The sequence below is a fragment of the Microvirga sp. HS2 genome, assembly GCF_055792805.1.
Genome location: NZ_JBVVAJ010000028.1, coordinates 23,538 through 42,900, shown reverse-complemented (window position 1 = coordinate 42,900; position 19,363 = coordinate 23,538). Strand labels below are relative to the sequence as shown.

Here is a 19,363-nt window from a genome sequence, read left to right as displayed (position 1 = left end):
GCGAACGTCAACCCGATGCCGGTTTTGGGAGGCGCTATGAACATCTTCGTACTGACCGGGGCCGGCGTGTCCGCCGAGAGTGGGCTGGGCACCTTTCGCGACAAGGACGGCCTCTGGTCCCGCTTCGACCCCACGAAGCTCGCCACGCCGGAGGCCTTTGCCCGCAATCCGGACGCGGTGCATGCCTTCTACAACATGCGCCGCCAAAACCTCCTCTCGGCAGAGCCCAATGCCGCGCACCGGGCGCTCGCCCGACTGGAGGACGGCCTCGCGGAGCGCGGCGGCAGCCTGTTTCTGTGTACGCAGAATATCGACGACCTTCACGAGCGAGCCGGATCGCAGCGCGTCGTCCATATGCATGGCGAGTTGCTCAGGGCTCGATGCACCGCCTGCGGCGAAACCCTGCCGTGGCAGGACGACCTGAGCGTCGAAATCCCCTGCCCGTCCTGCCGCCATTCCGGAGGGTTGAGGCCGCACGTGGTCTGGTTCGGCGAGATGCCGCTGGAGATGGACGCGATCTATGACGCCCTGCTCGGGGCAGACCTGTTCGTCGCCATCGGCACGTCGGGCTCGGTCTATCCCGCGGCAGGTTTCGTGTCGGAGGCGCGCGGACATGGCATCCGCACCTGCGAGATCAATCTGGAGCGCTCCGACAACGCCAGGCAGTTCGACGAACGGCGCTACGGACCTGCGAGCGAGGCCGTTCCGGCCTGGGTCGATCAGGTTCTCACGACGTGAGGCAGCTTTTTGCTGCTGCGAGAGATCGGGCGGCTCAAAGACGTGAATGCCCGGCACAGGGCCGGGCATGACGGGTGGTGCACGAGGCCTGCGCCGGGCTTGCTTACCCGACGGAGGCCCTCGCGGATCTTACTGGGTCAGCTTGCCGTACTGGCCGTTCTTCCAGACGTTGATGTCGTAGCGCGGGTTCTTGATGTCGCCCTTCTCGTCGAAGCTGACGGGCCCGAGGACCGTATCGACGCTGGTGCTGCGCAGGGTCTTCGCAACGGCGACCGGATCGGTGCTGTTCGCCTTTTCGATGCCGCCGGCGATCGCCTGGATCACGGCGTAGGAGAACAGGCTGAAGCCCTCCGGCACGAAGTTGATCTGCTTGAACTGCTCCACGGCGGCCTTCGCGGCCTCGGTGTTGCGGGCATCCGCCGGGAAGGTGAACAGGGTGCCCTCGCCCGCCGGTCCGGCGACCGACCAGAATTCAGGGGTGGCGAGGCTGTCGCCCATCATCAGCTGGAACTGGTAGTTCTGGTCCGCCGCCTGCCGTTTGATCAGCCCGGCCTCGGTGTGATAGCCGCCGAAATAGAGGAATTCGACGCCCGAGCTCTTCAGCCGGTTCACCACGGCGCTGTAGTCCTTCTCCCCGGCGTTGATGCCCTCGTACATCACTTCCTTCACGCCCGCCTTGTTGAGGGAGTCCTTCACCACGTCGGCGAGGCCTTTTCCGTAGGCGCTCTTGTCGTGCAGGATGGCGATCTTCTTCGTGCCGTAATGCTCCTTGATCCACGGTCCGATGAAGCGCCCTTGCGCGTCGTCGCGGCCATAAAGGCGCATGATCGTCGTGTAGCCGTTCTGCGCGGCATCGTCCGTCAGTTTCGGTGCGCTCGAGGCCGGGCTCATCATCAGCACATGGTTCTCGCCGTAGACCTCCGCTGCGGGAATGGACGAGCCCGAGCAGGCATGACCGTCGACGAACTTGATGCCCGCCGACAGGATGCGGTTGGCGATGGCGACCGCCTGCTTGGGATCACAGGCGTCGTCCTGGATCGAGACCACGATCTTCTTGCCGTTGACGCCACCCTTCTTGTTGATGGCCTCGGCCGCCAGTTCGGCTCCATGCCGGATCTGCTCACCGATGGAGGCGACCGGCCCCGTCATCGGACCGGCCACGGCGATGGTGATGTCCTGGGCGTGGGCCGCGCCGGTCGCGGCCATAAGGGACAGAATGGAAAGGGAAAGCAGCGGCCTGACGTTCATGATGTTCCTCCGGTTTGCCGATCGGGGCGGACTCGCGGCCCTTGCCGCCGATCATTGCTCTGGGCTTACCAGCGCCGCCGGATCGCATCCAGATAGCCAAAATGATCATGCCGCGGCACCGGGAGGAACTAGGATGCCGATCCGGACTGTGAAGACCGCGCGCTCGTTTGGGGTCGACTTCTCTCGTGACCTCCTCTCGTCATGGCCGGGCTTGACCCGACCATCCACGCCTTTGGAACCACAGCGGGTCGAAGACGGGGATCCCCGGCACGAGGCCGAGGATGACGAGAAGGTGAGATGGACCCGCTCGCGCATCCTGCGCCCGAGCAAGGCAGGCATGCCCCCCGCGTCGTGGACGCATGAGAAACGATCCTTTACAGCCGTGCGGGCCGGACAGTTTTCAGACCGAAAGATTTCATGCTCTCTCTCGTTGTGCGGGAATGGTACACGATCGCCGTTGCCGGAATGGTCGTGCTTGCCTCCCTGGTTCCGATCAGCGGCGAACCGGCCGTTGCCTTCTCCGCCGCGACGAATGTCGCCATCGCGCTGCTGTTCTTTCTGCAGGGCGCGCGCCTCTCCCGCGACGTGGTGATCGCGGGCATGGTCCATTGGCGGCTGCATCTGTTCGTGCTGGCGACGACCTTCGTGGTGTTTCCCCTGCTCGGCCTCGTCATTCTCGCCCTGCCGCACCTGATGAACCCGACGCTGGGCCTGGGCGTGGTGTTCCTCTGCGTCCTGCCCTCGACGATCCAATCGTCCATCGCCTTCACGTCGATCGCGGAGGGCAACGTGCCCGCGGCGATCTGCTCGGCCTCCGCCTCGAACGTCCTCGGCATGGTGCTGTCGCCGCTGATCGCGGGGCTCCTGTTCCACACGCAGGGCCATTCGGGCATTTCCTGGGGCGCGGTGGAGGGCATTCTGCTGCAGCTCTTCGTTCCTTTCGTGGTGGGCCAGATCCTTCAGCCATGGCTCGGGAAATGGCTCCTCCGCCACAGGATCCTGACCCAGATCGTCGACCGGGGATCGATCCTCATGGCCATCTACGCCGCCTTCAGCGAGGCGGTGATCGGGGGATTGTGGAGCACGATGGGCGCGCGCGATCTCGCCGCCCTCGTCCTCGTGGACATGGCGCTGCTCGCCGTCGTCCTCTGCTTCACCTTCTATGGGAGCGGCTGGCTCGGCTTCAACCGGGCGGACCGGATCACGATCATGTTCTGCGGCTCCAAGAAGAGCCTCGCCTCCGGGGCTCCCATCGCCAACGTGATCTTCACCGGGCGCGACGCGGGGACCATCGTCCTGCCGCTCATGATCTTCCACCAGATCCAGCTGATGGCCTGCGCCATCCTGGCCCGGCGCTTCGCGGACAGCGCCCGCCGGGGCGGGGCCGCAAAGCCCGAGGCCGCGCCGTCCGCCTGATGCTCAGGGGTTCGCCAGGGCCTGCCCGACCAGGGTGAACGGGGCGGACAGCACCGTTCCGGCCGCGTTGAAGACGAAGGCCCCGGCCTGACGTAGCGGGCCCGTTTCGCCATGCGGTGCGACAGACGAATAGACCGCCGCGAAGCTGACGAAACGGTCGTGATTGAAGGTGTCGGGGGAGGACAAGGTCGAGATGTCGACGACTCGCAGCCTCTCCTCCCGCGCGATGGCTTGGACCCGGGCATCCGCCACGTCCAGCGAGCCGACCCTCTCGTGCCCTCCGGACAGGCGGCTCGAGGCCGCAAGCGCCCAATCGTCCTTCGAGACGAGAATGGTCATCGGCGGCGACATGGGGCCGACCACGGCGACCTGGGTCCGGAACACGTCGATGTCGATGTCCGGGGCCGCAAGGACCACCTGAAGCCGCGCAAGAACCTCGCTGCGCCCCTGAAGGCGAAGCTGGCGCAGGGTCTCCATGGTCAGCCATCCACCCATGCTGTGCCCGATGACAGCAACCTTGCTCACAGCTCGCTCCCGCGTCAGGAGCGTGAGAACATGGGCCAGATAGTCCCGCGAATAGGTCACGGCCTCCCGATCCGCCACGTAGCCGGTGATGGCGGCCCTGGAAGGCCAGGCGAAGAGCACCGGCACCGTGTCCGGCTGGGAATCGGCGCTGAGCTGAGCGAGACGGAACAGCGCCTGCTGGAAATTGGTGTTGTATCCGTGGACGAAGACGCCCACGTCCCGCTCGCCGCGCTTCGTGCGGTCGCCGATCCTCTTCCGGAAAGTAGCTTCGTCGAGAGGCGCCTGCCGGAGTGTGACGAAGCTCGTGGCCGGATCCGGCGTCGCACCGGGCCATTCGATCTCGCCCGTCTTGTGCCCCGGCGGGATGGAGATCGTGAACTCCGCGTAATTCAGGTCGGCCGAGCGTCCCGCCGTGAAGACGTTCTGCCCGGGCGCGGCGCGCTCGCGGGTGGTCGCCACATAGACCGTGACCGTCCGCGCACCGGGAGCCGCGGCGGCGACGGGCGTCAGAACCTCCGGCCCCGGCCTGCCCGCACAGGCGCTCAGAACGATCGCCAGAAGGCCGAGGATGACGGACGCGAGCGGCGGCATCCCAGAGGCGCGTCGGGCGAAAGGGCGTCGTCTCGCGGTCGGCATGAAGGGCTGTATCATTATTCTCTTGCTGAGGGACGGTAGCGCCACGGGTCAGTGCTAGCACGAAATTCAAGCTTTGCGAGCCGGGCGGCTTCTTCGGCCTAAGCCCCTTTGCCCAGCTCCCGTTTCGGAACCACTGTCCTCCCCAGAAGTTGTGCCCCTCTGATGTTGCGATCCGGTCGGGAGAGCATCATGGCCTTTCGCACATGGGTGGCGCTGACCTCCATCGTGGCCGCCATTCTTGTTTTCTGCCTTGTCATCCTCGGCGCGGACATGGATCCCGAGGCGAGGCCGGATCGGCCCGCGACCACTGGACAGATCGTCAGGCAGGTTCCCTCGGGCCCAACCACGGCCCCGCCGCAGTGAGAGCGCGGATTTCGCCGCCGATTATCCATAATTTAACCAAGACAGTATCCAATCAGCGCCAGTGAAAGTGTGTTTTCGCGCGCGGCCGTCCCGGCACTCTGGGGCTCCTTCCCCGTCTGCCCCTCGAAGCATGACGTGCGCGGCAAAGATGTTGCGTAGAGTTCGCCATGGTGCATTACCGCTATCCGTCAGGCCGCCGCGTTCAGCGGAAAAACCGGCGCAACCTGTTCCTGACGGCGGCCCTCGTGGCGATCTCCATGAGCCCCGTCGCCTTCTACGCCAAGCTCCAGGGACAGGATGCGCCACCACCTGCAATGCAAGCGGCGGACATCGCCGACGCCGCCCCCGTGCGGGAGGCCCAGGCGGCGGTCGCGGCCGAGAGCCCGGGATGGTCGCTGGTCGACCCTGCGCTCACGCTGAAGCCCGAGGCGCTCGCCTTCGCGCGCAACGCGCCGCTCGCAAACACGTTCAGGCCCTTCGGCGAGCCCCGCGCCGTCGCTCGCACGGCGACGCCCGCCTCTCTGCCGGAAGAGACGGTCCAGGCGCCAGAACCCGCACCTGAGCCTCAAGTGGCGCAATCCGCTCAACCGGTGCCGCTGCCCGTGCCGCGTCCCGCCGAATTCCGGATTGCGAAGGCGCCTGCGCCTCAGACGCCCGAAACGCCGCGGGCGGCCCGGGCGCCGCTCGCCACTCCGATGCAGGTTGCGGCCGCACCGAGCGCACAGGAAAACGCGCCGAATTTCCTGGAGAAGCTCTTCGGCATCAAGCCTGCGCGCCCACCCGAGAACGCCCTCAGCTATGCTGCGCTGGAGACCGGCAATGTCGCTCCCGGCGGCCGCCTCAACGCGATCGCCGGCGACGGCACGGCCGTCTACGACATCAGCGCGAAAGTCGTCATCATGCCCAACGGCGAGCGGCTGGAGGCGCATTCCGGCCTGGGCGATAAGCTCGACGATCCCCGCTTCGTCCATGTGCGCATGAGGGGCGCGACGCCGCCCGGCACCTATGCGCTCACCGAGCGCGAGGCGCTTTTCCACGGCGTGCGTGCCATCCGCCTCACCCCGGTCGGCGGCAGCGCCGCGATCTACGGGCGCGACGGCATCCTCGCCCATACCTACATGCTCGGACCGAACGGGGATTCGAACGGCTGCGTATCGTTCAGGAATTACGACCGGTTCCTGCAGGCCTTCCTGAGGGGCGAGGTCAAGCGCATGGTCGTCGTTGCCGGACGCGGTCAGGACGCCCTGCCCCGCATGGTCGGCCGGGGCCGCACGTCCTAACCCTTTCGAGGCGTCCGTCCGATCTTGCTCCCTGCCCCTCCGGGACTAGTTCCGGGTCGAGAGAGGGTCACGGGATCATGGCTTCACATCGACGGGCTGCACGGCAGCCATCACTCCGCGCCTGCAGCAGGATCACGGCATGCGTCGTGCTCGGCCTCCTGTTGGTCACCGGGCACGCCGAAGCGCAGGGGCTCGGCTATCTGATTCCGGCTCCCGGCCCGAAAGACCTCCAGAAGACGCCGCGATACGATTGCGACAATCCGGGCGAACCGCTGGTCTCGCTCGACGTGAAGAGCAAGTACAGGCAGGACGATGTCTCCCGTGCAACCATCGACGAGGAGGCGGAGGAGGCCTATTCCGAAGCCGTCGAGCCGCTGCGCAACTACGTCAAGGCATTGGTGAAGATCTCGAACGCGTATGTGAGGTCGGAGCCGAGGAACACCGCGGCCGCGGCCTGTGCCCTCTCCTGGCTCGACGCCTGGGCCAAGGCTCACGCGCTGACCGACATGCAAACCAGACAGGCGAGCCATAATCAGGGACAGGCCGTGGGCGGCATCGCCTTGGCCTATCTCCAGGTCCGCAACGCCCCGGGATTGCCCGACGACCAGAAGAAGCGCGTCGAGCGATGGCTCGGCAAGCTCGGGCATCAGGTGATGGACGCCATGAACAGGAACGACGGCGTCTCGAGCCGCAACAATCACCGCTACTGGAACGGTCTCAGCGCCATCGCGTCCGGCATCGCGAGCGGCGACGAGACGCTGATCAGGTGGGGGGCCGACAGCGCGCGGATCGGGATCCGGCAGATCGCCAGGGACGGCACCCTGCCGCTGGAGCTCAAACGCGCCAAACGCGCCCGCGACTATCACCTCTTCGCGGCAGAGCCGCTGATCGCCACCGCGGAACTCGCGCGCACTCAAGGGATCGACCTCTACGCGGAAAACGACAACGCCCTGTCCAGGCTCGCCGAGCGCGTGATTGCGTCCGTCTCGGATCCGTCCTTCTTCGAGAAGGCGACGGGGTCCAAGCAGGAGCCCTATCCCGACGATGGGACCGTGCCGGGCTCACGCATCGCCTGGCTCGAAGTCTATCAGAGCCGCTTCCCGTCGCCCCAGGCGGAGGAACTGCTCCGCTCCAAGCGCCCCGTCGCCTCGAGCGGCATCGGCGGAAACACCACTCTGCTGTTCAAGGGCAAGGACTGACCTCTCCCCGCTGAACGGAACTAGGGCTGCCCGCTGCCGCCGGCCGCGCCATAGACCTGACCGGTCGCATAGCTCGCATCGGAGGCCGCCAGCTGCACGTAGATCGAGGCGAGTTCCGCCGGCTGGCCCGGCCGCCCCAGGGGTGTATCGCCGCCGAATTGCTGCACCTTCTCCTGCGTCGCGCCGCCGCTCACCTGAAGCGGCGTCCAGATTGGGCCGGGCGCGACGCCGTTCACACGGATGCCCTTGGGCCCGAGCTGCTTCGCGAGCGACTTCGAGAAATTCATCATCGCCGCCTTGGTCATGGCGTAGTCGACGAGATTGGCGGACGGATCGTAGGCCTGCTCCGATGTGGTCTGGATGATCACCGAGCCCGGTTTCAGATGCGGTAGCGCCGCCTTCGTGATCCAGAACATGGCGTAGATATTGGTCTTCATGGTCGCATCGAAATCACCCGTCGTGATGTCGAGGAGCGACTGACGCTGCTGCTGGCGGCCGGCGTTGTTCACGAGAATGTCCAGGCCGCCGAGCTCCCGCACCGCATCGGCCACGATCCGGGTGCACAGGGCCTCGTCGCGGATGTCGCCCGGCAGCGCGACCGCGATGCGCCCTTCCCGCTTGATCAGATCGATCACCTCGCGGGCATCGGGCTCCTCGTCGGGATGATAGCTGATCGCCACGTCGGCTCCCTCACGGGCATAGGCGATCGCCGCCGCCCGGCCCATGCCTGAATCGCCGCCGGTGATCAGCGCCTTGCGGCCCTGAAGGCGCCCGGATCCCTTGTAGCTCGCCTCTCCATGGTCCGGGCGCGGCTCCATCCTGCCCGCCAGGCCGGGCCAGAGCTGGGACTGGGAGCGGAAGGGAGGTTTGGGATATTTGGTCGTCGGATCTTCCATGGAGACACCACCTGTGCTTGCCGTTTGAGCCTTCGCGGGCCCTGCCGTTGCGGTAACAAAGCCGACCGCAGCCCCGCCCACGACGCCCCGCCGTGAGATCGAACCTTCCGCATCGTGAGCCATGCCGGCGGCCTTTCGCTGAATCAGATCACCCGTTAACTGTTCGGGCGAGCCCCGGTTCGATCACGAACGCGGCCTCATGGAGTTCCTGATGTCAGACCTCTCTGCCTTCCCCATCACCCGCCGCTGGCCCGCAGCCCATCCCGACAGGCTGCAGCTCTATTCGCTGCCGACCCCCAACGGGGTGAAGGTGTCGATCATGCTGGAGGAGATCGGCCTTCCTTACGAGCCGCACACGATCAATATCGGCGCGAACGAGACCTGGACCGAGGAGTTCCTGTCCCTCAACCCCAACGGCAAGATCCCGGCCATCATCGACCCCGACGGACCGGGCGGGAAGCCGTTCGGCCTCTTCGAATCCGGGGCGATCCTGCTGTATCTGGCCGAGAAGAGCGGCCAGCTCCTGCCGAAGGACCCGGCGCTTCGCTTTGAGACGATCCAGTGGGTGTTCTTCCAGATGGCGGCTGTCGGCCCCATGTTCGGCCAGCTCGGCTTCTTTCATAAATTCGCGGGCCGGGAGATCGAGGACAAGCGCCCGCTCGAACGCTACCGCGCGGAGTCAAAGCGCCTGCTGGGCGTTCTGGAGAAGCGTCTCGATGGCCGCCAATGGATGATGGGCGACGACTACACCATCGCCGACATCTCCCTGCTCGGCTGGGTGCGCAATCTCATCGGCTTCTACGGCGCTCGCGAACTCGTCGAGTTCGACACGCTCAGGAATGTTCCCGCGTGGCTCGAGCGCGGTCTCGCCCGCCCCGCCGTCCAGCGGGGCCTTGAGATTCCCAAGCGACCGTGACATTGTATCAAGCATGAGCCCGAACTCATGCTGCCATAAACCGCGCCGGGCCTCGTTTCATCCGAGGTCCTGGCACATCCTGCCGTTCCTCGGCCTCATGACTTTCGCTGCATCCTCTGCACTGGCCATGGATCTTGCGTCCAGCAAGCATCCGCTTCTTTCCTTCGATGTCATGATCGAGGTGCCATCTCCCCCGCAGCGATACTTCATCGGGGAGCTTCGCGACTTTCTCAAAGCGCTCGATCAAGCCGGCCGCGCCTGCAGAAGCGAGGCTCAGGCATCGACCGTCAGCATCGCCTGCCGTGAAGGGGATGCGCAAACCCTGATCGAACTGGCCGTCAAGCCGACAACCATTTCGGCAGACAATCTGCGCATCGAGAGCATCCGGAGCAAAGGGACGACGATCCCGGTCGATGAGTTCCCCGAGTTCCTGTCCACATTCCTTAATCCCTAAGCAGCGCTACCCCAGCAGATCCCGCAGCGTGCGCATGAAGACCCTCGCCCCGATGGGAATGAGATCGTCCGGGAAATCGTAGTCGGGATTGTGAAGCGCCGCGTGTTTCTCGCCCGCGCCGAGGAAGAACATCGCGGCGGGCGCATTCGCGCCCAGATGCCCGAAATCCTCCGAAGGGCGCATGGGCAGATCGCCCCGGTCGTGCGGCACGCCCTCGGCATCGAGGGCGCGGCGCAGATGCGCCACTGCCTCGGGTGCGTTCTCGCAATGGCGGAACACGTCGCTGTAGGACACCGCCACGGACAGGCCGCTCGCGCGGGCTGCGTCGTGGGCCAGTCTCTCGGCCTTGGCGACGAGAGCGTCCATGCCCGCATCCGTGAGCGTGCGCAGGGTCGCCCAGACCTCCCCGTGGGCGGGCGCGATCCCGAAGGCGGGCTCGCCGATCCGGGCATGGGTGACCGTCACCATCGCGAAGCTCTCGTCCATGGGGCCGCCGCTCCCGAGGGCGGTGAGCGCCGGCATGAGACCGGCCACGGCATTGACCGGCGAACGCCCGGTTTCGGGCATCGAGGCGTGAGCGGTCTTGCCCGTGAACACGATGCGCATGCCGCGCGAGGCGCAGCTTACGGGCCCCTCGATCAGAGCGACCTTGCCGAATTTCATGCCGGGCAGGTTGTGGAGGGCGAACACGAAATCCGGAGCGACCTCGCGGAATCTCGGGTCGGCCGCCACGGCCGCCGCGCCTGCCCCGGTCTCCTCGGCCGGCTGGAAGAGCAGAATCGCCCGGCCCCGTTGCGGGCGCTGACGGCTCAGGCCCAGGGCGAGAGCCGCCAGAATCGCCATGTGCCCGTCATGGCCGCAGAGATGCGCCTTGCCGGGAACGCGCGACCGATGGAGCGCCTCGGAGATTTCCTCGATGGGCAGAGCGTCGAGCTCGGCGCGGACCATGACCGTCGGGCCGGGCTCGCGCCCTTCGAAAATGCCCGCAATCCCATGCCCGCCGATCCCGGTGACGATCCGGTCTGCGCCGGCCGAGGCGAGAAAGGCCTGAACGGTGCGGGCGGTCTCGGCCTCCTCGCCCGATATTTCGGGATTGCGGTGCAGCCCACGCCGCCACTCGGCCAACGCGACGACATCCTGGTTGGTCAAAAACATGGAAAGTCTCCGCCCCATTGCGCAACGGCTTGATGCTGCCAATCAGATGGTACCGTCTCGCTGCCCTGCCGCAATCGCCTGCTCCGCCAGTCGGAGGGCGGATTCCCGCGAACGCGCTCCGCAGATGAAGCCGCTCGGATGACAGAAGACGCCGTCCGGAATCCCGGCGGCCGTGGAGAACGCATCTTCCTGCAAGCCGCGCCAAGCCTCCGGCAGGGCCAGCCTCTGGCCAAAGGAATTCGGTTCCGGCGGGATCGTGCGGCAGTACCAGGAGGTCGCGTCCTCGTTCGGGTAGACCACGAACAGCAGATCGGTCAGGTCGCTCTCGAACACCGCCTTCTCCCAGGGGAGCTTTCGGTCGAGCACGATAACGCGCGGATCCTTCGCCTCTCGGGCAGCCTTGAGCACGAAGGCCGTCGCCCGGGCTTCCGCATGGGCCTGACGGCTGGCCCGCTGCAGGATTCCGTGCGCAAGGCCGACCGCCTCCGCAAAAGCCTCGTCATAGGTCTGCGTACTGTCCCAGGTCGGGTTGAAGGCTTCGACCAGAAGACCGAGATGGCTGGGACACGCGGTTGCGACGCCGTTATCCGCCCGATCGATGGGAAGAATGAGGCCCGCATCCACATCCTGCCAGACGGAATCGAGTTCCTCCTCCTCGATGCCCGGCACGAAGCGGGACAGGGCTGCCCGGCCATAGTCGCGCCAGATCAGCCCGACCGAGCTGTAGGGGGTGCCATCCTCCCGCCGCGGCAGGTCGCGCATGTGATGGTCGTACCGCCTGCGGTCGGGATCGTAGACCCCGCCGACGTCGAAGACGAGGTCGGCCGCAGCGATCAGAGCCGCGTCGCGGGTGCGGGCGAAATCGAAGTCCCCGAGGGCTGCACGCAGGACCGCAGAGGCGAACACGTCATCCGCGTGAAACGTCCCGCTGTGGGTTACGACCTTCATTCTTTCTTCCCGTCGGCACATCAAGAACTCTGCGACTCCAACCTTGCATCTCCCGGAACAGCCAAGCTGCGGGCGGGACATATAACCTTATCACGCGGGCATGCGATAGCACCGCTGGACCTCAATAGTCTTTTTCGTGGTTATGGCGAAGGCGTTCTTTTGTGTGAGGGAGCGCCTTTCTCGGCTTCCCGACGCTTGACCTTACCATGGTCGGAAGGTCCAAAAGTCTCAGAATCCCATTGATGAAGGATTCAGTCATGTTCCGTTTCCATGTTCCAGGAATGACCTGCGGCGGCTGCCTCGGAGCCGTCACAAGAGCAGTCCAGAAGCTCGATCCACAGGCGCATGTCGAAGGCGACCTGGAAAACCGCACGATCGCGGTGACGTCGGACAGTTCCGAAGCGGCGCTGCTCGCGGCCTTGGACAAGGCCGGCTACCCGGCCAAGCCTGTTTCCGAAGCTCTCTGACACCGGATGCAGCGTCCGAGGCGGCCCAGACGGTCGTTTTTCCCAGCACATACAAGGATAATGAATATGATCCTACGCCCTCTGCTTCTCGCAACCGCCATCCTTGCTCTGCCCACCCTTGCGACGGCGCAGGGAACCGGTCACAGCGGCCATTCCATGCCCATGCAGACGCAGCAATCCACGGACAGCCCTTCCACGAAGGAATACCGTGAGGCCAATGCGAAAATGCACCGCGCCATGGATATCCCCTATACCGGCGATTCGGACGTGGACTTCGTGCTCGGCATGATTCCTCACCATCAAGGTGCCATCGACATGGCCAAGGTGGCCCTTCGCAACGCCAAGGACGAGCAGATCCGCAAATGGGCGACGGACGTCATCCGCGAGCAGGAGCGCGAGATCGCGGAGATGCAGGCCTGGCTGAAAAAGAAAGGGATCAAGTAAGGCCTGGGGCCCCAGTTCCTTGTGGGTATTGCCGTTTCGGGAGAGCGGCCGCTCGCACCTTGGCAGTGTCAATCCGGCCGGTGAGCGTGTACAGATGCGTCGCTGCGCACTTGTGGGGACTTCTCTGCTTCGAACGAGAGGGCTCGTGCGTTAACGGGTATCCCTTGCGGGCGACAGGAAAGGAAAAACCATGGTCACGCTTACAATCAGCGACAAGCCGATTGCCATTACCAATGCCGATGAGGAGGAAGCCCGCGAACTCCTCATGAGCGAGGATTTCAAGGAAGACCTTAAATACCTGGAGAGCGAAGGCGCTCCGATCTGGGACGGCTTCGCCACGCTCAACATCCGGCCTGCGACGGACGAAGAAAAAGCGGAATTCGAGGATGCGGATTTCGATGACGAGGAAGACGACGATGATGAGGAGGAGGACGGCCCCTACATCATGTTCCTGGTGGATGTGACCGATCCCGACGAGGCGGATGACGAGGCCTAAGCCCTCAACGCCAAAGGCATTTTTCAAGAAAGCCGCGCCCGGATCGCCCGGGCCCGGCACCTCCCCGGGCAGAGGGAGCCGGAACAACCCTTCAGCTTGACGGTTTTGACCATGGGTCTTTCTCTCGCATTCGAGAAGGCACATGGTTCTTCGGTTCGTCTCTCTCCTTCTCCTCGTTTGTCTCTCCCTGCCCGCCGTGGCGGCGCAACTTGCGCCAGTGCGCCTCGGTCTCGTGAAATTCGGCACCGTCGCCTGGGAGGCCGACACGATCCGGCAGCATAAGCTGGATGAGACGAACGGCATCGCCCTGTCCGTCACCGAGTTCGCCACCAACGAATCCGCCAAGGTCGCCCTGCAGGCCCAGGCCGTCGACCTGATCGTCACCGACTGGCCCTGGGTGAACCGCCAGCGGGCAGAGGGCGCATCCTTCAGTTTCGCTCCGTATTCGAGGGCCGTCGGAGCGCTCATGCTTGCGCCCGGATCGCGCATAACATCCCTGGCGGATCTGAAGGGCAAGCGGATCGGCATCGTCGGCGGACCGCTCGACAAGAGCTTTCTCCTGCTGAGAGCCTTCTCCCGCAAGACACTGAACGCCGACCTGTCGGAACTCGCGGACCCCGTATACGGCGCGCCGCCTCTCCTGAGCGAGGAACTCGCCCAGGGCCGGATCGACGCGGTTCTGACCTACTGGCACTACGCCGCACGCCTCGAGGCGCAGGGCGCCCGCACCCTGCTGACTGTCACCGACATGATGCAGCAGCTCGGCGGGACCAGCGACATCCCCATGCTCGGCTATGCCTTCCGCGAAGACTGGGCAAAGACGCATCCGGACGCGCTGCAAGGTTTTCTGAAAGCGTCGCGGGACGCCAGGCGCCTTCTCGCGACCTCAGATGAGGAATGGCAACGCCTCGCGCCCGTCCTCGGCACCGATGATCCGAGGGTGCGGTCCCTGCTGAAGGAGGGCTATCGGGCCGGCATTCTCGAAAAATGGGGCGACGACGAGAGACGTGGCGCCGCGCTGCTCTACAATGTCCTGGTCGAGCTGGGAGGTGTACGCCTCGTCGGGACAGCACGGACACTCGATCGTGGCACCTTCTGGCCCATGAATCTGGATTGAGGCGCGATGACAGCCGCCGGCTATCGTCATTGGCAGTTCCTGCCCTCCATTCTGCTGCTTCTGGCGCTCTGGCAGGCCGCCGCGCTGCTGGCGCAGAGCCGCCTGTTTCCCGATCCTCTGACGGTTGCCGGAAGCCTGTGGAACGAGGCGGCCCATGGTCCGCTGCTGCTTCACCTCGGCATCTCCCTGCTCCGGGTCGCATTCAGCTTCGCGGTCGCGATGCTCGTCGGCGTCGCGGTGGGGCTGCTGCTCGGCCGCTCGCAGGTCCTCGACCGCTGGCTTCAGCCGTGGCTCGTGGTTCTGCTCAATGTCCCGGCCCTCGTCGTCATCATTCTCACTTACGTGTGGATGGGGCTTACCGAGGCGGCCCTCCTCGTCGCCGTCGCCCTGAACAAGATCCCGAGCGTCGCCGTGACCTTGCGCGAGGGAGCGCGCGCGCTCGAAAAAGATTACGCCGAGATGGCCGAGGTCTACGGGTTCGGCTCCTGGAAAACGCTGCGCCACGTCACCCTGCCGCAGCTCGGGCCATACCTTCTCTCGGCCGCGCGCAACGGCCTGTCGCTGGTCTGGAAGATCGTGCTCGTCGTCGAGCTGCTCGGGCGCTCCAGCGGAATCGGTTTCCAGCTTCAAACCTATTTCCAATTGTTCGACGTGCCGCGCGTGATCGCCTATGCGGCCGCCTTCGTCCTCTGCGTGCTCGCCATCGAGGCCGCCATCTTCATGCCGCTGGAGCGGCTGGTGGGGCAATGGCGGCGATGAACCTCGAAATCGACATCGTGGAAAAGACCTTTCCGGCGCGTGCCGGTGCTCCGGAGCGGCGCATCTTCGACAATTTCCACCTGTCCGTGGCGGCAGGCGAAGTCTGCGCCCTCACCGGCCCTTCCGGGATCGGCAAGTCGAGTCTTCTCCAGATCGTTGCCGGGCTTGACCGGGACTTCGCGGGAGCGGTCACGGATGCGCCCCGCCCGATCGGCTATCTCTTCCAGAATCCCCGTCTCCTGCCCTGGCGAACGGCAAGGCAGAATCTGGAGCTCGTCCTGCCCGACCGCCCTCACGAAGCCACGCTCTGGCTTGCGCGCGTCGGGCTCGAAGAGGCCGCGAATGTCTATCCGTCGCGCCTCTCGGTCGGCATGGCCCGACGCGTCGCACTGGCGCGGGCCCTGGCCGTCGAGCCCAGGCTGCTGCTGCTCGACGAACCCGTCTCCGCGCTCGATGCGGATACGGCGCGGCTGATTCAGGACCTGTTGCGCGAGAACATTGCACGCCTCGGAGCCACGGTCCTTCTCGTCACCCATTCCTGGCAGGAGGCCGCCGCCCTGAGCCACCGCATCGTCACGATCGAGGGTTCGCCCGCGAGGATCGTGCGGGATCAACCCTTCACGCAGGCGAGGGCCGCCGAATGAGGATCCTGCTTCTCCTGATCGGTCTCGTTCTGGCCGTACCCGCTCAGGCGCAGGACAAGGGGATGAGCATCGCGGTCGTGACGAAGGCGAAGCCGCCCTCGCAGCCCGTGTCGCGTCTCGACGACGTCGTCACGGACGAGGGCGCGGCCGGAGCCCGTCTCGGCATTGCCGACAATCAGACCACCGGCCGCTTCACCGGACAGCATTTTACCCTCGTGGAAAAGCGGCTTGCCGGGGACGACGATCCGGCGGACGCGATCCAGGCGCTTGCGAGCGAAGACATCCAGTTCGTCATCGCCGCGACGGATGGGGCAACCCTCGGGGCGCTCGCGCGCGCCGCCGCGGCGAAGAACATCCTGATCCTCAACGCGGGCGCTCCCGACGACAGCCTTCGCAACGATGCCTGCAGCCGGAATGTGCTTCACACCCTGCCGAGCCGCGCCATGATCGCGGACGGGCTCGCGCAATATCTGGCGCTAAAGCGGTGGAAACGCTGGTTTCTGGTGACGGGCCGCCAACCGGCCGACAGGGAACTCGCCGACGCCTTCAGACGCGCTGCGAAAAAATTCGGCATGGAGATCGTGGCCGAGAAGGAATGGACCTTCCAGCCCGGCAACGGCCGCACCGATACCGGCCACGTGCAGTTGCAGACCGAAATTCCAGCCTTCACGCAGGGTCCCGACTACGACGTGCTCGTGGTGGCGGACGAATCCCACGAGTTCGGCGATTATCTGGAGGGACGCACCGCCCGCCCGCGACCCGTCGCAGGGACGCAAGGCCTCGTTGCGACGGGATGGAGCCCGGTCACCGAGCAATGGGGCGCCGCGCAGTTGCAGAACCGGTTCGAGAAGCAATCGAACCGGCGGATGACCGCCATCGATTACGCCGCCTGGGCGGCTGCGCGCGCAATCGGCGAGGCGGCCTTCCGCACCAGGAGCACCGATCCGGACACCGTCGCCGCCTACATGCGAAGCCAGGATTTCCTGCTCTCGGGATTCAAGGGGCAAGGCCAGGGATTCCGCGAATGGGACGGACAGATGCGCCAGCCCATCCTCATCGTGAACCAGCGGCTTCTGGTCTCGGCCTCGCCACAGGCCGGCTTCCTGCACAAGCGGTCGGAGCTCGACAGCCTGGGAACCGACAAAGAGGAAAGCCGATGCAAGTTCTGAAGCACAGCCTCCTCTGCTGTCTCATTTCTCTCGCGAGTCCAGCCGTCGCGGAGACCATCTATGTCTCCAACGAGCAGGACAACACGATCTCCGTCATCGACGGCGAGAGCCTGACAATGACCGCGACAATTGAGGTCGGACGGCGACCGCGCGGGATCGCCCTGAGCCGGGACAAGACGAAGCTCTACGTAGCGGTCGGGGACGATGACCGGATCGATGTGGTGGATCTGAAGACGAGGCGCGTGGAAAGCGCGATTCCCTCGGGGCCCGATCCCGAGTTCTTCGCCGTCCATCCAGACGGACAGCGCCTGTTCGTGGCGAACGAGGACAACAACCAGGCTTCCGTCGTCGACCTGCCCAAGCTCGCCATCGTTCAGGAGATCGAGGTCGGCGTGGAACCGGAGGGCGTCGGCGTGAGCCCTGACGGACAATGGGCCGCCGTGACGTCCGAAACGACGAGCATGGTCCATGTGATCGACACGGAATCCCTGGAGATCATCGACAACATCTTGGTCGACACGCGTCCGCGCATGGTGCTGTTCTCTCCGGACAGCAAGCAGATCTGGGTGTCCTCCGAGCTGCGCGGAACCGTCTCCGTCTTCGACACGCAGACGCGGGAGCCCGTGGCCAAGATCGGCTTCGAGGTGCCCGGCGTTTCACGCGAGCTGGTTCAGGCGGTTGGCCTTGAGCTCACCCCCGACGGCTCCCGCGCCTATGTGGCCCTCGGGCCGTCGAACCGCGTCGCGGAGGTGGACGCCAAGACATTCAAGGTGTTGCGCACCTATCTCGTGGGCCAGCGGGTCTGGCACATCGCCCTCTCGCTCACAGGCAAGCGCCTCTACACCGCCAACGGCAACTCGAACGACGTGTCCGTGATCGACCTCGACGACCAGAGCGTGATCAAGAGCATCGGTGTCGGACGCTCTCCCTGGGGCGTGGTGGTGGCGCCGTGACGGCTCTCGTTCTCGACAACCTGAGCCATCATTTCGGCAAGCGCCGCGCGCTCAGCGAGGTCAGCTTTTCTGTGGAGCCCGGCACATTCGCCGTGCTTCTCGGACCCAACGGCGCGGGAAAGACGACGCTGATCTCCCTGGTCACGGGGCTTTATGCGGCCAAACACGGCGAGATCCGCATTCTCGGGCATCGCCTGCGGACCGAGCCCTTGAAGGCCCTTGCCCATCTCGGAGTGGTGTTTCAGGCGCCGACCCTCGATCTCGATCTGAGCGTTGCCGAGAACCTCCTCTATTTCGGTTCCCTGCACGGACTGTCGCGACGGGAGGCCTGGGACCGCTCGACCGAGGAACTGGAGCGTCTCGGCATTGCCGACCGCATGGACGACACGGTGCGCAACCTATCGGGCGGCCTGAGGCGGCGGGTCGAGATCGCCCGCGCCCTCGTCCATCGCCCGCGCCTGCTCATCGTCGACGAGGCGACGGTCGGTCTCGATGTTCCAACCCGGCAGGCGCTGCTCCGGCATGTCCGGTCGCTCTGCCGCGACCAGGGCCTGAGCGTCCTTTGGGCGACCCATATGCTCGACGAGGTCGAGCCCGGGGATCGCCTCATCGTCCTTCACCAGGGCTGCGTGTGCTGGCAGGGAGAAGCACGCGATCTGTCCCCCACTGCTTCGAGCCTGCCCGATGCATTCCTCAGATTGACGGGTCAGGCCGCATGAGGGCGCTCCATGCCATCCGCGCCCTCAACGGCATCGTCCGCCGGGAGAGCCTCAAGATCCTCGGGCAGCACGGACGGCTCGCGGCCTCCATCGTGCGTCCGCTGGTGTGGCTCGGCATTTTCGCGGCGGGCTTCCGCTCCGTTCTCGGCCTCTCGATCATTCCGCCCTACGAGACCTACATTCTCTACGAGGTCTATGTGGTGCCCGGCCTGGCGGCCATGATGCTGCTCTTTCACGGCCTACAAACCTCGCTCTCCATGGTCTACGACCGGGAAATGGGCTCCATGCGCGTTCTCCTGACCGCGCCCCTGCCCCGCTGGTGGCTTCTCGCCGCGCGGCTGATCGCCAACACGATCTCCGTCGTTCCGATCGTCTACGTTTTTCTCGCCCTCGCCCGTCTCTGGGACGTTCGCCCGCCGCTTCTCGGCTACGCCGCAGTTCTTCCTGCCCTGCTCGTCGCAGGAATGATGCTCGGCGCCTTCGGGCTTCTCCTCTCGGCCTTCGTGAAGCAGCTGGAGAACTTCGCAGGCGTGATGAACTTCGTGATCTTTCCGATGTTTTTCGCCTCGACCGCGCTTTACCCGCTCTGGCGCCTCGAAGAGGTGAGCCCTCCCCTGGCCTTGATTGCACAGATCAACCCTTTCACCCATGCGGTCGAGCTGATCCGCTTCGCCCTCTACCTGCGCCTCGAGCCGACATCCCTTGCCGTCTGCCTCGGCGCATTCGTGGTGTTCCTGGCTGCGGCCGCCTGGGGCTACGACCCCGGGCGCGGCCTTTGGGCACGCCGGGCGGCTGCCTGAACGGACCTTCTTCAGGAACTT

22 protein-coding genes are annotated in these 19,363 nt (G+C 65.4%); 17 read left to right on the top strand and 5 right to left on the bottom strand.

Features of this window, described 5'->3' with window-relative positions; genetic code table 11:
* Window positions 1–36: 36 nt before the first annotated feature.
* Window positions 37–738 carry an NAD-dependent deacylase gene (locus tag ACS5Q0_RS20435; RefSeq protein WP_473128488.1) on the top strand — a complete coding sequence of 234 codons (702 nt, stop codon included), beginning with the start codon at window positions 37–39 and terminating at the stop codon, window positions 736–738.
* A gap of 129 nt (window positions 739–867) precedes the next feature.
* On the opposite strand, the gene ACS5Q0_RS20430 is transcribed toward ACS5Q0_RS20435, so the two are convergent.
* Entirely contained in the window at window positions 868–1,986 is a 1,119-nt protein-coding gene (locus tag ACS5Q0_RS20430; RefSeq protein ID WP_473128487.1) for an ABC transporter substrate-binding protein, read from the bottom strand.
* A gap of 417 nt (window positions 1,987–2,403) precedes the next feature.
* Between ACS5Q0_RS20430 and ACS5Q0_RS20425 the strand changes: the two genes are divergently transcribed.
* Entirely contained in the window at window positions 2,404–3,402 is a 999-nt protein-coding gene (locus tag ACS5Q0_RS20425) for a bile acid:sodium symporter family protein (protein WP_473128486.1), read from the top strand.
* A gap of 3 nt (window positions 3,403–3,405) precedes the next feature.
* Here the strand turns inward: ACS5Q0_RS20425 and ACS5Q0_RS20420 are convergent, their stop codons facing one another.
* Complete coding sequence (locus ACS5Q0_RS20420) at window positions 3,406–4,578, bottom strand: alpha/beta hydrolase (protein WP_473128485.1); 1,173 nt, start codon at window positions 4,576–4,578, stop codon at window positions 3,406–3,408.
* Between the two features lie 174 nt (window positions 4,579–4,752).
* On the opposite strand from ACS5Q0_RS20420, the gene ACS5Q0_RS20415 reads away from it, so the two are divergent.
* The 3 genes from ACS5Q0_RS20415 (at window position 4,753) to ACS5Q0_RS20405 (ending at window position 7,405) form a co-directional block, all read left to right on the top strand.
* Entirely contained in the window at window positions 4,753–4,926 is a 174-nt protein-coding gene (locus ACS5Q0_RS20415) for a hypothetical protein (RefSeq protein ID WP_473128484.1), read from the top strand.
* A 167-nt stretch (window positions 4,927–5,093) separates the two neighbouring features.
* Window positions 5,094–6,206: a DUF2778 domain-containing protein gene (locus ACS5Q0_RS20410; protein ID WP_473128483.1), complete on the top strand. Its 1,113-nt coding sequence runs from the start codon at window positions 5,094–5,096 to the stop codon at window positions 6,204–6,206.
* 146 nt (window positions 6,207–6,352) lie between these two features.
* Entirely contained in the window at window positions 6,353–7,405 is a 1,053-nt protein-coding gene (locus tag ACS5Q0_RS20405) for an alginate lyase family protein (RefSeq protein WP_473128482.1), read from the top strand.
* A 20-nt stretch (window positions 7,406–7,425) separates the two neighbouring features.
* Here ACS5Q0_RS20405 and ACS5Q0_RS20400 read toward each other — a convergent pair whose 3' ends face one another.
* On the bottom strand, window positions 7,426–8,424 hold the full coding sequence (locus tag ACS5Q0_RS20400; protein WP_473128481.1) for an SDR family oxidoreductase: 999 nt from the start codon (window positions 8,422–8,424) through the stop codon (window positions 7,426–7,428).
* Window positions 8,425–8,512: 88 nt separating this feature from the next.
* On the opposite strand from ACS5Q0_RS20400, the gene ACS5Q0_RS20395 reads away from it, so the two are divergent.
* Window positions 8,513–9,217 (top strand): glutathione S-transferase N-terminal domain-containing protein, encoded by a 705-nt coding sequence (locus tag ACS5Q0_RS20395; protein WP_473128480.1) that lies wholly within the window; start codon window positions 8,513–8,515, stop codon window positions 9,215–9,217.
* Between the two features lie 127 nt (window positions 9,218–9,344).
* Window positions 9,345–9,671: a hypothetical protein gene (locus ACS5Q0_RS20390; protein WP_473128479.1), complete on the top strand. Its 327-nt coding sequence runs from the start codon at window positions 9,345–9,347 to the stop codon at window positions 9,669–9,671.
* A 6-nt stretch (window positions 9,672–9,677) separates the two neighbouring features.
* Here the strand turns inward: ACS5Q0_RS20390 and ACS5Q0_RS20385 are convergent, their stop codons facing one another.
* On the bottom strand, window positions 9,678–10,826 hold the full coding sequence (locus ACS5Q0_RS20385; RefSeq protein ID WP_473128478.1) for an amidohydrolase: 1,149 nt from the start codon (window positions 10,824–10,826) through the stop codon (window positions 9,678–9,680).
* A gap of 42 nt (window positions 10,827–10,868) precedes the next feature.
* Window positions 10,869–11,774 (bottom strand): MYG1 family protein, encoded by a 906-nt coding sequence (locus ACS5Q0_RS20380; protein WP_473128477.1) that lies wholly within the window; start codon window positions 11,772–11,774, stop codon window positions 10,869–10,871.
* Between the two features lie 257 nt (window positions 11,775–12,031).
* Between ACS5Q0_RS20380 and ACS5Q0_RS20375 the strand changes: the two genes are divergently transcribed.
* The 10 genes from ACS5Q0_RS20375 to ACS5Q0_RS20330 all read left to right on the top strand — a co-directional run bounded on the left by ACS5Q0_RS20375 (window position 12,032) and on the right by ACS5Q0_RS20330 (window position 19,342).
* Window positions 12,032–12,241, top strand: a complete 210-nt coding sequence (locus ACS5Q0_RS20375; RefSeq protein ID WP_473128476.1) for a heavy-metal-associated domain-containing protein — start codon at window positions 12,032–12,034, stop codon at window positions 12,239–12,241.
* A 66-nt stretch (window positions 12,242–12,307) separates the two neighbouring features.
* Window positions 12,308–12,685, top strand: a complete 378-nt coding sequence (copM, locus tag ACS5Q0_RS20370) for a CopM family metallochaperone (RefSeq protein WP_473128475.1) — start codon at window positions 12,308–12,310, stop codon at window positions 12,683–12,685.
* 190 nt (window positions 12,686–12,875) lie between these two features.
* Window positions 12,876–13,181, top strand: coding sequence for a hypothetical protein (locus tag ACS5Q0_RS20365; protein WP_473128474.1), 306 nt, complete (start codon window positions 12,876–12,878; stop codon window positions 13,179–13,181).
* Between the two features lie 142 nt (window positions 13,182–13,323).
* Window positions 13,324–14,298, top strand: coding sequence for an ABC transporter substrate-binding protein (locus ACS5Q0_RS20360; protein ID WP_473128473.1), 975 nt, complete (start codon window positions 13,324–13,326; stop codon window positions 14,296–14,298).
* A 6-nt stretch (window positions 14,299–14,304) separates the two neighbouring features.
* Entirely contained in the window at window positions 14,305–15,057 is a 753-nt protein-coding gene (locus ACS5Q0_RS20355; RefSeq protein ID WP_473128472.1) for an ABC transporter permease, read from the top strand.
* Window positions 15,045–15,701, top strand: coding sequence for an ABC transporter ATP-binding protein (locus ACS5Q0_RS20350; protein WP_473128471.1), 657 nt, complete (start codon window positions 15,045–15,047; stop codon window positions 15,699–15,701). The genes ACS5Q0_RS20355 and ACS5Q0_RS20350 overlap by 13 nt, the downstream gene beginning before the upstream one ends.
* A complete protein-coding gene (locus ACS5Q0_RS20345; RefSeq protein ID WP_473128470.1) occupies window positions 15,698–16,870 on the top strand; it encodes an ABC transporter substrate-binding protein in 1,173 nt (390 codons plus the stop codon). Before ACS5Q0_RS20350 ends, ACS5Q0_RS20345 begins: the two co-directional genes overlap by 4 nt.
* Window positions 16,858–17,823 carry a PQQ-dependent catabolism-associated beta-propeller protein gene (locus ACS5Q0_RS20340; protein WP_473128469.1) on the top strand — a complete coding sequence of 322 codons (966 nt, stop codon included), beginning with the start codon at window positions 16,858–16,860 and terminating at the stop codon, window positions 17,821–17,823. The genes ACS5Q0_RS20345 and ACS5Q0_RS20340 overlap by 13 nt, the downstream gene beginning before the upstream one ends.
* Window positions 17,820–18,542 carry an ABC transporter ATP-binding protein gene (locus ACS5Q0_RS20335; protein ID WP_473128468.1) on the top strand — a complete coding sequence of 241 codons (723 nt, stop codon included), beginning with the start codon at window positions 17,820–17,822 and terminating at the stop codon, window positions 18,540–18,542. Before ACS5Q0_RS20340 ends, ACS5Q0_RS20335 begins: the two co-directional genes overlap by 4 nt.
* Window positions 18,539–19,342 carry an ABC transporter permease gene (locus ACS5Q0_RS20330; protein WP_473128467.1) on the top strand — a complete coding sequence of 268 codons (804 nt, stop codon included), beginning with the start codon at window positions 18,539–18,541 and terminating at the stop codon, window positions 19,340–19,342. The genes ACS5Q0_RS20335 and ACS5Q0_RS20330 overlap by 4 nt, the downstream gene beginning before the upstream one ends.
* Window positions 19,343–19,363 lie beyond the last annotated feature (21 nt).

Bases quoted from the DNA above. Each gene is read 5' to 3' on its own strand.
- ACS5Q0_RS20420 (WP_473128485.1), bottom strand. From the start codon at position 4,578: ATGATACAGCCCTTCATGCCGACCGCGAGACGACGCCCTTTCGCCCGA.
- ACS5Q0_RS20400 (WP_473128481.1), bottom strand. From the start codon at position 8,424: ATGGCTCACGATGCGGAAGGTTCGATCTCACGGCGGGGCGTCGTGGGC.
- ACS5Q0_RS20365 (WP_473128474.1), top strand. From the start codon at position 12,876: ATGGTCACGCTTACAATCAGCGACAAGCCGATTGCCATTACCAATGCC.
- ACS5Q0_RS20350 (WP_473128471.1), top strand. From the start codon at position 15,045: ATGGCGGCGATGAACCTCGAAATCGACATCGTGGAAAAGACCTTTCCG.
- copM (WP_473128475.1), top strand. From the start codon at position 12,308: ATGATCCTACGCCCTCTGCTTCTCGCAACCGCCATCCTTGCTCTGCCC.
- ACS5Q0_RS20390 (WP_473128479.1), top strand. From the start codon at position 9,345: ATGGATCTTGCGTCCAGCAAGCATCCGCTTCTTTCCTTCGATGTCATG.
- ACS5Q0_RS20435 (WP_473128488.1), top strand. From the start codon at position 37: ATGAACATCTTCGTACTGACCGGGGCCGGCGTGTCCGCCGAGAGTGGG.
- ACS5Q0_RS20345 (WP_473128470.1), top strand. From the start codon at position 15,698: ATGAGGATCCTGCTTCTCCTGATCGGTCTCGTTCTGGCCGTACCCGCT.
- ACS5Q0_RS20360 (WP_473128473.1), top strand. From the start codon at position 13,324: ATGGTTCTTCGGTTCGTCTCTCTCCTTCTCCTCGTTTGTCTCTCCCTG.
- ACS5Q0_RS20395 (WP_473128480.1), top strand. From the start codon at position 8,513: ATGTCAGACCTCTCTGCCTTCCCCATCACCCGCCGCTGGCCCGCAGCC.
- ACS5Q0_RS20415 (WP_473128484.1), top strand. From the start codon at position 4,753: ATGGCCTTTCGCACATGGGTGGCGCTGACCTCCATCGTGGCCGCCATT.
- ACS5Q0_RS20330 (WP_473128467.1), top strand. From the start codon at position 18,539: ATGAGGGCGCTCCATGCCATCCGCGCCCTCAACGGCATCGTCCGCCGG.
- ACS5Q0_RS20425 (WP_473128486.1), top strand. From the start codon at position 2,404: ATGCTCTCTCTCGTTGTGCGGGAATGGTACACGATCGCCGTTGCCGGA.
- ACS5Q0_RS20380 (WP_473128477.1), bottom strand. From the start codon at position 11,774: ATGAAGGTCGTAACCCACAGCGGGACGTTTCACGCGGATGACGTGTTC.
- ACS5Q0_RS20430 (WP_473128487.1), bottom strand. From the start codon at position 1,986: ATGAACGTCAGGCCGCTGCTTTCCCTTTCCATTCTGTCCCTTATGGCC.
- ACS5Q0_RS20375 (WP_473128476.1), top strand. From the start codon at position 12,032: ATGTTCCGTTTCCATGTTCCAGGAATGACCTGCGGCGGCTGCCTCGGA.
- ACS5Q0_RS20385 (WP_473128478.1), bottom strand. From the start codon at position 10,826: ATGTTTTTGACCAACCAGGATGTCGTCGCGTTGGCCGAGTGGCGGCGT.
- ACS5Q0_RS20355 (WP_473128472.1), top strand. From the start codon at position 14,305: ATGACAGCCGCCGGCTATCGTCATTGGCAGTTCCTGCCCTCCATTCTG.
- ACS5Q0_RS20340 (WP_473128469.1), top strand. From the start codon at position 16,858: ATGCAAGTTCTGAAGCACAGCCTCCTCTGCTGTCTCATTTCTCTCGCG.
- ACS5Q0_RS20410 (WP_473128483.1), top strand. From the start codon at position 5,094: ATGGTGCATTACCGCTATCCGTCAGGCCGCCGCGTTCAGCGGAAAAAC.